A 16,110-nucleotide genomic window follows, 5' to 3' on the forward strand; every position below is an offset into this window, starting at 1 on the left:
ATCCATGGCCAAGCAATACAGAACAGCGGCAGGCGTCACGTTCGACACCGTCAATTATATCGTGCTCACAATGTTCGGGCTGGCTGCCGTGCTCCCTTTCGTTTACGTGATCGCGGGCTCCTTCGCCTCGGATGCGGAGCTGACGTCCAGGGCGGTGTTTTTCATACCCAAAACATTTACGTTAAATGCCTACGAGTTTATTTTTTCCACAGGCACGATCGTGAAAAGCATTGGCGTTTCCGTGTACGTGACCGTGATCGGCACGCTCGTCAATTTGTTTTTTACGGTAACGATGGCCTATTCCTTGGCAAAGAGAGGATTGTACGGCCGCAATCTGGTGCTGAATCTCGTCATCTTCTCCATGCTGTTCGGCGGGGGCATGATCCCGACTTACCTCGTCGTCAAGGAGCTGCAGCTGCTGGATTCACTCTGGGCACTCATGCTGCCGGGGGCGATCAGCGCGTTTAACCTGATCATCGTCAAAAACTTTTTTCAGGAAATTCCGAAGGAGATCGAGGAGGCCGGCCGCATCGACGGCTGCTCCGAGCTTGGCCTCTTGTGGCGGATCGTGCTGCCGCTGTCGATGCCTGTTCTCGCCACATTTACGTTGTTTTATGCCGTCGGACATTGGAACGATTTCTTCTCGGCACTGCTGTATATCAACGATCCGGAGAAATGGCCGCTGCAGGTCATGCTGCGCCAGATCGTTTTGCTATCGCAAGCGGCTGCAGGGGATCTGAACTCGATGGACCCTAACTTTGTGAAGCCGCCGGATCAATCGATCAAGATGGCTGTGATCGTTGTCGGCACGATCCCGATCCTGTGCGTGTACCCGTTCCTGCAAAAGCATTTCGCCAAAGGCGTCCTGCTTGGCTCCGTGAAAGGGTAGAGCTTTATTTTCCAAATGTGTGAATCCGCGTGGCTCTGTTAGTTATACCAGCAAGATGGGGTTGCTTGGAGCTCGCGCGGTTTGTAATAGGATTCTAACGATAAAGGGAGGCTATTTAATGAAGAAAAAGACAATGAAAGCGAAGCGTGCTTCCACATTTCTTATTCTAGGCACGATGTGCATCGTATTGCTGGCCAGCTGCTCGTCCACCAAAAGCAGCGGGGGCACGGACTCAACCAACAGCTCGACTGCAGCTCCGCCTGCAAGCGCTTCATCAGGTTCGCAAGAAGCGTATAAGCTGAACATTATGCTCCCGATTTTTAAAACGAACTATCCAAAGGATGATAGTCCCGTAGCGGCCGAGCTCGAGAAGCTGACGGGCACGGACATTCATTTCGAATGGGTGCCCAACGCTTCGTATGCCGATAAATTCAACATTACCCTGGCGTCGGGCAATTTGCCGAAAATTATTTACGTGCCGGACTCGAAGGGGCCAAGCTTCGTTAGCGCGGTGAAATCGGGGGCGTTCTGGGATTTGACCGACAAGCTCAAAAATTATCCGAACCTTAGCCAGGCCAGCGAAATCATCCTGAACAACTCTTCGATCAACGGCAGAACGTACGGCGTATATCGCGGGCGCGAGCTTGGCCGTAACGGCGTTTATTACCGTAAGGATTGGCTGGAGAACGTCGGCCTGGAGGAGCCGAAAACGATCGATGAATTTTACGATATGCTGAAAGCGTTCAAAGAGAAGGATCCGGACGGAAACGGCAAGGACGACACGTATGGTCTGGTCATGGTCAAATGGACGGCCGGTTGGGGAGCGGGCTTCGACCAGATCAAGCTGTGGTTCGGTGCGCCTAACGTTTGGGGGGAAAAGGACGGCCAGCTCGTGCCGGAGTTCGAATACGACGAATACTTCGAAGCGCTGAAGTTCATGAAAAAGCTGTATGACGAAAAGCTCGTCAACCAAGATTTTGCCGTCATGGACTCCGCGAAATGGACCGATCCGCTCGTTAACGGTCAGGCCGGCGTGATTATCGACGTCGTGGACGGCGCGGCTCGAGTCGACGACAAAATCAAAGCAGCGAATGCAGCTGCGGGCAAAGACTCAAGAGAGCATTACATGGACGTGTTCGGAGCGGTAGCCGGTCCGGATGAACAAATTCGTACCCTGCCTACCTCCGGATTCGCCGGTCTTTTGGCTATTCCGAAGTCGAGCGTGAAGACTGAAGAGGAGGTCGACCGCATATTGAAATTCCTTGACCAGCTGAACGAGCCTGAATTACAGACGCTGACCAGCTTCGGGCTTGAAGGCGTGCATTATACTAAGATCGATGATCAGACGCTGGAAAGAAGCACGGACGCTGTGCTGCTCGAATCGGAAGTCGAAGGGCTTAACCAGATGGTGCCTTACATTCCGGAAGGCAAGGGGCTGCAAGTGGCCCAGACCCCGCTTCGCTTGAAGCAAACGGAGGTTCAGCTGAAAAACCGGGAAACGATCGTCGCCAATCCGGCGGAACCGTTCATTTCTGAAGTATACTCGCAAAAAGGGCAGCAGCTCGGAAATATTATTAACGACGCCCGCATTAAATTCATCGTCGGCCAAATTGACGAGCAGGGCTGGCGCGACGCAATCGAACTGTGGAAAAAATCCGGCGGCGACGATTACGTTAAGGAAATCAACGAGCTGTACGCGGCATCCAAATCCTAAGCAGTCCATAGTCGTGTCGCTCCAGCGAAAAAGAGGCCTCGTGGCCTCTTTTTCGCAATAGAATGTAACCGTTCAACTTACCCGAAACTTGAGAGTAACCGCTTTGCATCCAGAACTCCACGATGTGGAGTTATTTGAGATTCCTCGGTTTTTTGAACAAATTACCCTGAAAACATGCAGGCTTTATGGGGAGGTCCGCGTTATGCTAATGAAAGGAAACGGTTTTATTTCGCGGTTATTGAATACGCTTACATATCTGAAAGATCAAAGGTCCGCCTGACGTGGGAAGGCAAAACTAATTTTAGATATGGTTGGTGAGCTGACGATGAATGGATGGAAGACGTTATTGGCCCGCTTATCCGGCAGATCCGGCAGCTTCTACAGGAAAACCTTGATCATGTTCCTGTTCGTTGCCGGCATTCCCGGCATCATAACAGGGGTTCTCGTGTACTCCATGGCGGGGGGAAAGCTGGAAAAGGAGCTGTTGAACCTCCATAATAACCAGATTGAGCAGCGGTCGCAGAATCTCAATAAACAGCTGTCCAATCTCGAAATGATGCTGGCGCATTGGGCGTTCGATACGAGCTTCGATTATTCGCTCAGCGATCGCGACTTCGTGCGCGATTTCGAGAAGACCCGCGATATTACGAATACGCTGCTGGTGATGCAGGGCTCCAATACGATGATTCGCAACGTCAGCCTCTATTTGCGCGGAAGTCAGCCGGTATTGTTTTATCCGGAATACTCTGCTTTGCATGACGGAAGTGTCATATCGCTTTACGATCGTCTCCTTGACGCGGGAAAAACGACGTATTGGACACAGCTGGCGCTTGACCCTGATCAGCCGGGAAAACGGGAACTGACGTTTGTGCATCTCGTTCCCGGGGGCAGCCCCAAACCGATCGGTGCCCTGATCGTCCGCTTGGACAACGATCAGGTCGCGGAGGCGCTGCGGACCATTACGCCTTATACCGACGGCGAGAACTTTCTGATGGAGCCGGCCGGGCAGCTCTACGTATCCGCCAACGGGAGTACGATCGACTCGACGTTTGTTATGGCAGTCAGGAGCGAGATCGAATTGAACGGGAGCACGGAAGGCTCGTTCCTGTACGAATGGAACGATAAAACCTACGCGGTTACATACGGTTATTTCGCACGAATCATGGACAGCTGGCTGTACGTGTCAGCCTCGCCGATCACCAATATCACGGCGCCGGTTGTCTTTATATCCAAAGTCATTTTGACGGTCAGCCTGAGCGCTCTCTTCCTGGCGGTGCTCCTTGCTTGGCTTGCATCGAACCGTATGTATTCGCCCGTCAAACGGCTGATGATGGATTTGCTGCCTAGTGCCTCCTTGATAGGCGGAAGCCGGGAGGACGAGTTCACGCTGATCGAGCGGCAATGGCAGCATTTAAACCGGGAAAGCCGGGAGCTGAACGCCAAGCTGGTCGAGCAGCTGCCGCACGTGAAGGAGAGTTTTCTCCATCAGCTGCTTCAGGGCTATTTGTACGCATATACCGAGGAGGACCTTCGGTCACGGATGGAGCGGTATAAATGGCAGGTGCGGGGCAAGCAGTTTGTCGTGCTGTACGTACAGCTTACCGGAATCGCCAGCATGGAAGGAAAATTCAAGTTTGGGGACGAGGGACTGGTCACCTTTGCGTCCGTCAACATGATCGAAGAGCTGGCGGATTCCTATTTCGAGCAAAGCAGCACGATCAATTTCCACGATCTCGGATCGGGCGTGCTGCTGATCTTGCCGGAAGGAGAGCCCTGTGCGGAAACGATCAAAGCATTCAGCGAAGAGCTTGCGCGGACGATTAACCGGCTGCTCAACATGGTGGTGACCGTAGCGATCAGCCGGGCTGTCACCCGGGCTAGCGACATACCGCTCGCATTCGAGGGCGTGAAGCACGCGGCCAGCTTCCGCAAATTCGATAACGACAACCAAATCATCGAGATGGAGCAGCTGGACTTTGAGGATTCGTCCGAACCGCAGTACCCGTTCACGCTGGAACGGGAGTTTCTTCAGGCGCTACGGACCGGGCAGGAAGCGGACGCCAACGCCTTGCTCGTCGAGTTCCAGAAAGCGTTGTCCGTGAAAGAGGCCAAAGCGATCGACGTCCAGCAGGGGATGCTTCATTTGCTGGGTTCCGTCCAGCATGCAATTCTTGTATCCGGCATTCAGCCAAATCGTCTGTTTAAGGGCGCCAACCTGTATGAGCAGCTATCTCAGATCAAAGAGCCTGCAGGCGCCCGCGAATGGTTCCAGATGAAGGTGATCGCACCTTTCATGAAGGAGCTAACAAGCAGGACGGATGGCCAGGTCAAACGGCTGATCGAGCAAGCCATGATCTATATGCAGCAAAACTATATGCGCGACATTTCGCTCGACAATTGCGCCGATCACATCGGCACGAACCCGTTTTTCCTGAGCAAATCCTTCAAGCAGGTGACCGGCAAGAACTTTATCGATTATTTGACCGAGCTGCGCATGGAAAAAGCGAAGGAGCTTCTTCGGGATTCGGAGATGAAAATCAACACGGTCGCTGAACAGGTCGGATATCGGCACAGCTATTTTAACCGGATCTTTAAAAAGCTTGAGGGCATGACCCCCACCCGTTACCGCGAGCTAAGCCGGGCGGAGTAGGAAGCAAGCTGCGTAAAAGACACATCGGGGAAGAAGCCGGCAGTGGTTCATCATGCGAACGCTGCCGGCTTTGTTGCGAAGCGAAGGGCCTGTGAGAAGCTCGTTTAGCCTTCGCGTGCAATAAAGTGCAATCTTTTAGAAATCGTGCAATTTCGGCCGGAAGAGGTCATCAAGAAAGTGTCATTGCCGGGAAAACCTCAGCTCACTACAATAAGGGCGTTGAAGAAGTCGGAAGTGAGCAAAAACGTTAGGAGATGATTCCATGAACGACACGCGGGTACAACTGCGTTGGTTAAAGGCAGCCACGCCTATTCCGGCAGGGTTGACGTGGGGGATGCCGTGGAAGGAAGGGGAGCTTTCGCGGGACGAGCGGCTGTCGCTGCATATGGAAGGCGGCACCGCACCTGCGCTGCAGAGCTGGCCGACTGCATATTGGCCGGACGGCAGCGTGAAATGGACGGCGCATGCGGCCGCTTTTCCGGCTGGCGCTCCTGATGGGTGCGCGGTAGTGAAGGCAGAACCCGGGCTATTGCCAACATCAGCTTCGCTGTCGGTGCATGAGACGGAGAACGACTTTACGATCGACACAGGCGTCATTTCCTTTCGGGTACCGAAAACAGGCAGCCGTATGATCGCCGATGTTCAACACAACGGTATCAGCATAAGCTCCTATGGCGAGTTAATTGCCATCAAGGAGAGCGTAAGCGAGCTGACCGGCAGCCGAACGATCCGGCAAGAGCGATATCAATCCCGGATTTACGAGGCGAAGGTGGAGCAAGTAGGCCCGGTCCGAGCGGTCATTAAGCTGACGGGGCGTCACCGTGCCGTCAATGGAACCGGAGAATGGCTGCCATTTTCGCTTCGCCTGTACGCCTACGCGGGACTGGAGTCGCTTCGGGTCGTGCATACGTTTTTTTATGACGGCAATCCGAATCAGGATTTCGTGAAGGGACTCGGCATCCGTTTCGGGCTGCCAATGCGCGGGCCGCTCTATAACCGCCACGTCCGGTTCGCGGGCGACAGCGGTTTTGTAAGCGAATCGCCGAAGACGCTCCATACGCGGCGTACACATGGCAAATATTTGGAGCTGTTCAAGCGTCAGCTCAATGGGGAATTGCTGCCCGATGAAGACATGGCCGATGAATACTTCATGAATCTGCTGGACGATTCCGCGTGCTGGGACGGCTATAAAATGGCGCAGCTCTCAGCTGACCATTACCTGATGGCCAAGCGGACCAAGGCAGGGTGCAGCTGGCTCAAATCCGCCGAAGGCCGGAGAGGGCGCGGGGTCGCGTATGTCGGCGGGCCAGGCGGCGGCCTGGCTCTTGCGATGCGCAATTTCTGGCAGAAGCATCCTTCCGGCATGGAGGCACACGGTCTCACGGCGGACGAGGCCCAGCTGACCGCCTGGTTCTGGTCGCCGGAAGCTCCCGCCATGGACATGCGCCATTACGATACGAGCACGCATGTTGAGTCTTCCTACGAAGGCGCGGAAGAGCTGCGCGCAACGTCTTACGGCGTCGGCAATACGAGCGAGCTGACGATCTGGTGCCGGGGGGCGACGCCGTCGCCGATTGAGCTGGAAGCCTACGCGAGCTATAACGATTCGCCGCCGCTGCTTGTATGCGAGCCGGCTTATTTGCGGAGCCGGGGCGCTTTTGGCATCTGGAGCTTGCCGGACCGGGGAACGCCCATTAAGGCCCGTCTCGAAGAGAAGCTGGACGGGATCATCGCCTTTTACCAAAGGGAGGTAGAGCAGAGGCGCTGGTACGGCTTCTGGGATTACGGCGATTTCATGCACAGCTATGACCCTGCCCGCCATGTCTGGAATTATGATCTCGGCGGCTGTGCGTGGCAAAATACCGAACTGGTCCCGAACATGTGGCTGTGGCTGATGTTTTTGCGTTCGGGACGCGAAGATATATTCCGGATGGCGGAGGCGATGACGCGCCATACAAGCGAGGTTGACGTCTACCACTTCGGTGAATACGCAGGCCTCGGCTCCCGGCATAACGTCGTCCATTGGGGCTGCGGCTGCAAGGAAGCCCGGATCAGCATGGCCGGCTTGCATCGCTATTATTATTATTTGACGGGGGACGAACGAATCGGGGATATGATGGATGTGGCCAAGGACGCCGATTATACAACCGTTCATATCGACCCGATGCGCGCCTATTTTCCGAAGGACGAGCATAAGACGCATATCCGGGTCGGTCCCGATTGGGCGGCCTTCAGCTCCAACTGGATGACCCGCTGGGAGCGTAAAGAGGATCCATTTTACCGTGACAAACTGCTGACCGGCATTCAATGTATCAAACAGGCGAATTTCGGTCTGATCTCCGGTCCGACTTACGGTTACGACCCGATAACCGGCGTGCTTACGTCGATGGGCGACGACAACTGGGGACGGCATCTGGCGTTATGCATGGGCGCACCGCAAGTGTGGTTCGAGCTGTCCGGCATGCTGAAGGATAAGCAGTGGGATGAGATGATGGCTGATTTTGGTGTGTTCTATAATCTCACGCAAGAAGAAAAGGATCAAATTACCGGCGGTGCAATCAGCACGAAGCGGTTTGAGCACCCTGTCCTGACACTGGCCCTCGTCGCTTACGGCGCTTGGTACCGAAAGGACAGACGTACAGCCGATTTTGCCTGGTCGACGCTGCTGTCACATCCTTTTGCTACAACAGATCTGGAGAAAGACTCGGCTGACGTTACTTACGCCGGCGAGCTGAAGGAGATTGACTGGATGAACACGAACGAGGCGTCGCAGTGGTCTTTGAACACGATCATCAGCCTGGAACTGATCCCGGACGCACTCCCGGGCCATACGGTATCGGAACGGCAACAAGCCAAGATATAAAGAAGCCTGGTAATCGGCACGTCCGCCCTGCAAAATAGTTGGCAATCCGCCCGTGGCTGGAAGAAAGGAGCATTACTTAAGATGAAACCTCATCAATCAACCGAATCAGGAGTTCCGGCACCGGCCGATAGCTCGCTTATTCCTGAAGGCTGGAGGGAGATATACGTGAACCCGCTAGCCGATCCCGAGCATGTCGCCGATTTTCGATTGGAAGGGAATGCCTCTGTCACGTTTCCTATGGGGCGAATGCGACTCGAGAGCATCTTGGATGAGAAGGAGGGACAGCGCGCCAATTTCGTGCTGTGGTGTCTTGAGGATTTTCCGGCAGACGCCGCAATTTCTTGGGATTTTTGGCCGGTGCGCGAGCCGGGCTTGGCCATGATGTTTTTTTGCGCAACCGGAACGGAGGGGCGTGATTTATTCGATCCTTCGATCAAGCCCCGGACGGGGGAATACGACCAGTACCATCACGGCGAAATGAATGCCTTCCATATCTCTTACTTTCGGAGGAAGTGGACGGAAGAACGGATGTTTCACACATGCAATTTGCGAAAAAGCTACGGCTTCCATCTGGTCGCTCAAGGGGCGGATCCCATCCCTGGCGTCATGGACGCGGTTGGCCCTTACCGGATGCTCATCGTCAAGGATAAGAACCGCATTACGTTTGCCGTTAACGACCTGCCGGTGTTCTCATGGGAGGACGACGGTCAGACGTACGGACCGCAACTCGCCGGCGGCAAGGTTGGTTTCCGCCAGATGGCCCCGTTGATTGGTGAATATGCAAATCTAACCGTGTATGCCGCAGGCAAATCATCAATTGAGAGGGGGCCTAATTATGAAAACCGACCATGATCAGTACAAAAATGAAACAAGGAATCAGTCCGAGGTTCAGCTGGAATACCTGGGTCGCGGGCTGGTTGCAGCTGTCACATCCGAAGGAGTATTTCTCAGCTGGCGATTGCTCGGGAATGAAGTGAGCGGCTTTAGCAGTAACGGACTGACCGGAACTGATTTTAACCTGTATCGAGATGGCAGCTTGATCGCAGTTGTCTGCGACAGCACCAATTATTTGGATCCCGGCGGGACGCCAGACTCGGTTTACTATGTTTGTGCCGTTGTCGACGGTCAAGAGGTCGACCGAAGTGCCGATGTCAATCCGTGGGAAGGTCCGTACTACGAAATACCCTTGCAAAAACCGGCTGACGGCATAACGCCGACCGGTCAAACCTTTACATACTCGGCGAATGACATGAGCGTAGGGGATGTAGATGGCGACGGCGAGTATGAGTTTTTTGTCAAATGGGACCCTTCAAACGCGAAAGATGTATCGCACTCCGGCTACACCGGACAGGTGTATATCGACTGTTATAAGCTGGACGGAACGCTGCTATACCGGATTGACCTAGGCGTGAACATTCGGGCAGGTGCCCACTATACGCAGTTTCTGGTCTACGATTTTGACGGAGACGGGAGAGCCGAGCTCATGTTTAAGACCGCACCCGGCACGAAGGTCATCCGGTACAATCAGGCAGGTCAGAGCACCACCGAAACTTATGTAACGATGCCGCCTGAGGATATCGCTGCCGGATACAGCCATTCGGACGACTATCGAATGAGCAGCGAGGATTACTATAAGCATATCGTCTCAGTGTTCATGCGCTGGCACTCCCATGAGGAGGTGGTGGCCGGACGATGGCCCTCCACGCTGGAAGAATGCTTTGGGATCGAGCAACGTTACGATTACCCTTTGTCCAGGGGGGATGCGGAACGGCTCGCCGATTACTTCCTCGATGTGTATGCTCCCAGTCGGAGTGGCCGCAACAATTTGCGGTCATTCGAGGGATTCGTTCTTGATGGGCCTGAATATTTAACCGTATTTTATGGGCATACGGGCGAGGAATTGGAGACGATCCCCTATAAGCCGGGGCGGCATGATGACGGTCTGATGTGGGGGGATTATGCTTGGAACCGCATCGAGCCCGGTAATCGCGTGGACCGATTTCTGGCAGGCGTAGCCTATTTGGACGGCAAACAACCGTTTGCGATCTTTGCCCGCGGCTACTATACCAGGGCCGCCGTCGCAGCCTATTCCTGGGATGGAAAGCGCCTTAAGGAGAAGTGGTTCGTCGACAGCGGCTGGGTTTCGATGAATAACCCTTTTCATGATACGCTTGGTCTAGAGGACGGCCGCAGTGAGAAGTTCGGCAGCCTCGCTAAACAAGGCGCGCATTCATTAAGCGTTGCAGATGTGGACGGAGATGGCTGCCACGAAATTATATACGGGGCGGCAACCATCGACCATGACGGAACGATTTTATACAGCTCTCGGGCTGAAATGCCCCCGGAAAGCAAGGAGCCTGGCGCAATCTCCAAGCTGGGTCACGGCGATGCACTTCATGTAGCGAATATAGATCCGGATCGGCAAGGGTTGGAGATATTTATGGTCCATGAAAGCGGCGCATCGGGACCCTACGGATATACGCTGCGTGATGCGGCAACCGGCGAGGTGTTATACGGCGGCTTCGCAATCGATGACGTTGGGCGCGGAATGATCGGGCAGGTTGAACCGAATCATCGCGGCCTTCAAACATGGTGCAGCGAAGGTTATGAAAGCGATGAAGCGTTCGGCTTGATGACATGTACGGGAGAACGGATTGCGGCACAGGTACCGGGCACGAACATGAGCATCAAATGGTCGGCTGATATGACCACACAGATCATCAACGGCAGATTCGACGAGCCGGTTACGATCGACGACTGGAAACGAGGCAGGCTGCTTACCGCAGAAGGCGCGGTTTCCAACAACGGTACGAAGGGAAATCCATGCCTTGTTGCGGACGTGTTCGGAGATTGGAGAGAGGAGCTGTTGGTTCGAACAAAGGATAGCTCGGCGATCCGTATCTACTTGAGCACCGAAGTAACGGACCGAAAATTGTATACGTTGATGCATGATACGCAATATCGGACAGGAATTGCATGGCAGAATGTCGTATATAACCAGCCAAGTTATACAAGCTTTTATTTTGCATCCGATATCGATTGGGGAATGGTGCCTGTTCCGCAATTGTATCTTCCCCGCGCAAGGCGAAGGTAATCGGCCCCCGTTACGAGGGGGATATTTCGTTCACGAGGAGTATATCTCGTAATGGAAGCATAATCCGTCACGAGGAGCATATCCGATGAGGAGGAAACAGGATGACCAAAATTATGAAGTGCTTTCCTGGAGGGAGGCACAAAGCCCTGACATTGAGTTATGACGACGGACGATTTGCCGATCGGCGGCTGGTGGACATCTTGAACCGGCATGGGCTCAAAGGAACTTTTCATATCAATTCCGGGCTGCTCGGAACGCCGGACAGGGTGGGGGCAGAAGAGGTCAGAACGCTTTATGAAGGTCACGAGGTATCGGCGCATACGTTGACCCATCCGACGATCGCTCGCTGTCCGAATGAGCAAATCGTGCATGAAGTCATGGAAGACCGGCGCATTTTGGAGGGTATCGTAGGGTATACGGTTCGAGGGATGTCGTATCCGAACGGCTCTTACAGCCGCAGAATTAAAGAGATGCTGCCGGGCCTCGGGATAGAATATGCGAGAGTCGTTGCGAGTTCAGGGCATTTCGGAATGCCGGACGATTTCCTGGAATGGCAGCCGACCTGTCATCATAATCGTGATTTGATGAAGCACGCCGAGACCTTCATGAGCCTGCATAAAAAGCAGTACTTGTATCTGATGAACGTATGGGGGCATAGCTACGAATTCGATCACGATCAAAATTGGGAACTTATGGAACAGTTCTGCGCTTATGTAGGAGGTAAACCGGAAATCTGGTATTGCACGAACATCGAGTTAGTCGATTATACGAAAGCATTCGAAGGACTGAAGTTTGCAGCCGCGTTGGATTTCGTCTATAACCCGTCAGCATTAAGCGTTTGGTTGGACGTGGATGGACAGATTGTCGAAGTGAAAGGCGGAGAGCAGATCAAGCTTTAGCGGGAGTGCCGAAATGGCAGTTGGAGGGAGCTTTTGAGGATTTTTCATGATCATTCATCAAAAGGAGGGATATCGGATGAACCAAGGGAAGGCAATTGATCCTTTGCTCATCGGGAGGCTGGATATTCGGGCAGCAGGTCCGCGGTGTAAAATGCTGCTTGGCGACTTAAACGGAGACGGCCGGATGGAGATGCTGCTCGTTCAACCCGACAACCGCCAGGACGTGCGTTACATTCCCCATCAGGTGCAGTGCCTCACTGCGTACGATTTGGAGGGGAATCTGCTGTGGCAAACAGGCAAACCGGATCCTGGCGCCGGCAGTCAAGGCTCGGATTATCCCGCTCAAATTGTCGATATCGACGGAGACGGTCATTTAGAGGTGTTATGCGTTATGGAGAACCGTCTCTTGGTCATTAACGGGTACGACGGAAGCGTCAGATCATCGCATGAGCTGCCGGATCCGGAGGCGCATGACTGCATTATCGTTGCGAATTTGACGGGAAGCCCGCATACGCGGGATATCATCCTAAAGGATCGTTATCGCCGCATGTGGGCAATGGACCATCATTTCAACATCCTATGGACGCATGAGGGCAATCCGGGCCACTTCCCTTGGGTCTACGATTTGGACGGGGACGGGTATGATGAAGTGATGGCCGGTTATACCTTGTTGGACCATGACGGCACGCCGTTATGGAGCTGCCGCGATTTGGATGACCATGCCGATTGCATTTGGATCGGCGACGTGAACGGCGACGGAGACCCGGAGATCGTGATCGGAGGCAGCGTCACGGTCATGTATGACCGAAACGGGAGGGAGCTATGGCGATACGAAGGCTCCATCGAGTCGCAGCACATCGCGCTCGGTCGCTTCCGAAGCGACCTGCCTGGATTGCAAATTGCGGGGCTGGACCGGCTTGTGAGAGAGGACGACGGGAAGGGTTTGGTCGGCAAGGACGCCTTATTCCTGCTCGACGGCAGCGGCCGGGAGGTTTGGAAAGAAGACCGCAAAACACCAGGCTGGCTAACGATTATCGAGCCTTTGCGCGGATGGGCGGAAGGAGCCCTGGACTATATATTGGCTTATCGGCGCGGTGGAGGGGTCCTTCCCACCTTGTATGACGGTCACATGAATGCAATCGCGGAGTTTCCTGACGAGGGATATGCCGTCCATGCCGACTTATGGGGAAGCGGTATGGAGCAAGTCATTATTTACAGCGATGAAACAGCGTCTATCTATTCGAGCAAAAGTGCAGATTTAAGCGAGCCTGCTTCGGGTATTCCTTTGCCGCAGACGAAACGGCTGTCCAGCTCGACCTTGTATCCGGGCGGGGAAGTTCCGCTGTTCTCTAGTTGATGTGGCGAATCCCCGGTCCAATTTCGAGATCTTGCGGTCTTATTCCAAAACCCTATCTTCCATAAATGGTCTCGTGATACATTACTTAAAAATCATAGTGGAGAGAGGGTGTCTGTCATGCATAAAGTAATCCAGCCCAAAATCCTATACTTCGGCACTTCGGTCGTATTGATCAGCACGGTCAACGAAGACGGCACGCCCAACCTGGCTCCAATGTCTTCCGCCTGGTGGCTCAATCAATCATGCATGCTTGGGATGAGCAGCAAATCCCAGACCGTTCAAAATCTGATCCGTGAGCGCGAGTGCGTGCTGAATCTTCCGTCGGTTGACTTGATTCCCGCAATCGATCAATTGACGCTATTGACCGGTCGCAATCCTGTGCCGGAATCTAAAGCCGAGAGGGGATATCAGCATGAGGCGGATAAGTTTGGGATCGCCGGGCTAACTCCACTTCCGTCCGAACTCGTTCACGCACCGCGCGTCAAGGAATGTCCCATCCACCTGGAAGCCAGGCTTGTGAAGGTCCACCCTTTTGAAGAACCAAGTTCGCTTGTTGCCATGGAAGTTTACATTGAAAAAGTGCATATCGAAGAAGGGCTTCTTATGGATGGAGAGTCCAACTATATCGATCCTTCGAAATGGAATCCGATGATCATGAATTTTTGCGAATATTTCGGGCTAAGCGAGCAGCTTTCTGCATCGAAGTTAGCGCCGGTATTCGGACCTCGGTCCGTATAAATGAAAGATCACGATCATCGAAGAATCAAGGAACCCGTACAAAAAGAGTTGAGCAAAAAGGGAAGCTCCAAGGATTGCGTTACACATCGTGGCACCCTCACTTCCCGGGTTCGCCTGTTCCGCTTATCCAGAGCCGGCAGATGAGGCTCCGTGGAGCAGCAAACGCGTCGCCCGCGTCTGGACCGAGATAATGCGCAGGCTGGGTTACCTTATTGAGAGGTTTACAGAATATGACGGATGGCCGAAGAATACGGATGAAAATCCCCGAGATCGGAGCAGTGAGAGTCATATGATTGCCATGTCAAATCCAGACACACTCATCGATGATCTACGGCTACTTATTAGCAAGCTTCTCTGACACAGCATAGTGAGAAAAAGCACATTTGGTCTCGCCAAATCGCTTGGAAAGGGAACAGAGATCATTTCTCGAACCTTACTCAAGCAATCATAGAACAGACCGTGCAGCAGCTGCTGCACGGTCTTTCTTATTGTTCACACGCAAGTTCGTCATATCTTTATTCCGCGGCGGTGGTTCGGGTGATGGATACGCTAGACTCCCGCACGATCAGTCGGGGTTCGAACTGAACGCGTTCGTAGCCGCCGCTTTTCCGTTCCCGCAAACGCTTCAAGAGCAGCTCCGTGGCAAGCCGCGCCACCTCGTCACCCATTATGGAAACAGAGCTGATCTGCGGCGTAGTAACCGTGGTCCACGCGTTGTTGTCGATGCCCACGACAGCGACGTCTTCCGGAACCTTGATCTTCAATTCTTTAAATCGGTTAACAATGCCGATGGCGACCATGTCGTTGACGGCATAGATCGCGTCCGGCATATGTTTAAGCCCGTAGAAGTAATCCGCCGCGCGGACGCCTGTCTCGAAAGAGAAATCTTCTCCGAAATAAACGAGGGAAGGGTCGACCTTATTCAACGACTGCTCATATGCCCAGTAACGTTCTTCGATTTTATCCTTTGGCGCGCCGGCATAAGCGATCCGCGTTCTCCCGATCTTGATGAGATGCTCCATGACAAGTCTGCCTTCCTGCCTTGCGAGGCCGACGATATCGGCCTTGTACTCATCGCCGAGCTGCTTGCCATAATTGATGATGGATACCGGAAGGCTGGATTTGCTAATCAGATCTCCGAGCGTTTTAGGGTAAGCGAGCGGCATGATGATCAGCCCGTCCACGTGCAGCTTCTTGATATCCCGCACGATTTCGAGCTCGTTCCGGGCGTTGCCGGCCGTATTAATCTGAACAACCCGATACCCGTGCTGTTTGGCAGTCTGTTCGACCGACCAGGCGATTTCCGGGATGATGGCGTTCCGGATGTCCGGGACGGCCAAGGCGATTTGATACGTCTGACGGACCTTTAAGCTTTGAGCTGACGTATCCGGACTGAAGCCGATTTCTTCGATTACCTGCATGATCATGGCCTTTGTTTTCGGACTGATTCCTTTGCTGTTGTTGATGGCTCTGGAGACGGTGGCAATACCGACGCCTGCTTTTTTGGCAACATCCTCAATGGTTACTTTTTTTGAATTCGTCATAATCCTTTAACCCTTTCTCTATCGGAAACGTTTCCTGTATGAGTACGAAAATATTGGATGATTGAGGCAATCACCTCTATTATAGCATGCATGCTTCCTTATTTCCTAAAGACGGGGGAGGATGGGGAGTTGGGGGATAAGAAGGTGTTTTGAAGATGACAATATAACTTCACGGCGATTGTCGGCGGTAATTGAGATCCATTGGAATACCGGGAAACTGCGATTTATGGCATGCTACAGACAAAGAGCCTTGACATGCTATATCACCTTTCACAATTCAAGGAAGAAGATTTGACAGAATAGCGAAACTATGACATATTTGATTTCGGAAACGTTTCCTATTTCATTCTTTTATTTTCGAA

The 16,110-nt window shown here is 53.3% G+C and carries 10 protein-coding genes; 9 read left to right on the forward strand and 1 reads right to left on the reverse strand.

Features of this window, described 5'->3' with window-relative positions:
• Nucleotides 1–4: 4 nt before the first annotated feature.
• The 9 genes from NST08_RS15035 to NST08_RS15075 all read left to right on the forward strand — a co-directional run bounded on the left by NST08_RS15035 (nucleotide 5) and on the right by NST08_RS15075 (nucleotide 14,204).
• Nucleotides 5–889 carry a carbohydrate ABC transporter permease gene (locus tag NST08_RS15035; protein ID WP_028405131.1) on the forward strand — a complete coding sequence of 295 codons (885 nt, stop codon included), beginning with the start codon at nucleotides 5–7 and terminating at the stop codon, nucleotides 887–889.
• A gap of 118 nt (nucleotides 890–1,007) precedes the next feature.
• The gene (locus NST08_RS15040; RefSeq protein WP_213615532.1) at nucleotides 1,008–2,603 is read left to right on the forward strand and encodes an extracellular solute-binding protein; all 1,596 of its coding nucleotides are present in this window, start codon (nucleotides 1,008–1,010) and stop codon (nucleotides 2,601–2,603) included.
• A 325-nt stretch (nucleotides 2,604–2,928) separates the two neighbouring features.
• The gene (locus tag NST08_RS15045) at nucleotides 2,929–5,253 is read left to right on the forward strand and encodes a helix-turn-helix domain-containing protein (protein ID WP_007128249.1); all 2,325 of its coding nucleotides are present in this window, start codon (nucleotides 2,929–2,931) and stop codon (nucleotides 5,251–5,253) included.
• A gap of 262 nt (nucleotides 5,254–5,515) precedes the next feature.
• Nucleotides 5,516–8,116: an exo-rhamnogalacturonan lyase family protein gene (locus NST08_RS15050; RefSeq protein ID WP_007128248.1), complete on the forward strand. Its 2,601-nt coding sequence runs from the start codon at nucleotides 5,516–5,518 to the stop codon at nucleotides 8,114–8,116.
• Nucleotides 8,117–8,197: 81 nt separating this feature from the next.
• On the forward strand, nucleotides 8,198–8,968 hold the full coding sequence (locus tag NST08_RS15055; RefSeq protein WP_007128247.1) for a DUF1961 family protein: 771 nt from the start codon (nucleotides 8,198–8,200) through the stop codon (nucleotides 8,966–8,968).
• Nucleotides 8,952–11,210, forward strand: coding sequence for a rhamnogalacturonan lyase (locus NST08_RS15060; protein ID WP_007128246.1), 2,259 nt, complete (start codon nucleotides 8,952–8,954; stop codon nucleotides 11,208–11,210). The genes NST08_RS15055 and NST08_RS15060 overlap by 17 nt, the downstream gene beginning before the upstream one ends.
• A 101-nt stretch (nucleotides 11,211–11,311) precedes the next feature.
• Complete coding sequence (locus NST08_RS15065; protein ID WP_341341929.1) at nucleotides 11,312–12,109, forward strand: polysaccharide deacetylase family protein; 798 nt, start codon at nucleotides 11,312–11,314, stop codon at nucleotides 12,107–12,109.
• A 76-nt stretch (nucleotides 12,110–12,185) separates the two neighbouring features.
• A complete protein-coding gene (locus NST08_RS15070; RefSeq protein ID WP_007128244.1) occupies nucleotides 12,186–13,466 on the forward strand; it encodes an FG-GAP-like repeat-containing protein in 1,281 nt (426 codons plus the stop codon).
• Nucleotides 13,467–13,583: 117 nt separating this feature from the next.
• Entirely contained in the window at nucleotides 13,584–14,204 is a 621-nt protein-coding gene (locus tag NST08_RS15075) for a flavin reductase family protein (protein WP_007128243.1), read from the forward strand.
• A gap of 515 nt (nucleotides 14,205–14,719) precedes the next feature.
• On the opposite strand, the gene NST08_RS15080 is transcribed toward NST08_RS15075, so the two are convergent.
• Nucleotides 14,720–15,748, reverse strand: coding sequence for a LacI family DNA-binding transcriptional regulator (locus NST08_RS15080; RefSeq protein ID WP_341341930.1), 1,029 nt, complete (start codon nucleotides 15,746–15,748; stop codon nucleotides 14,720–14,722).
• Nucleotides 15,749–16,110 lie beyond the last annotated feature (362 nt).

It is taken from the genome of Paenibacillus sp. FSL K6-1566, assembly GCF_038050475.1.
GTDB lineage: Bacteria > Bacillota > Bacilli > Paenibacillales > Paenibacillaceae > Paenibacillus_AQ > Paenibacillus_AQ lactis.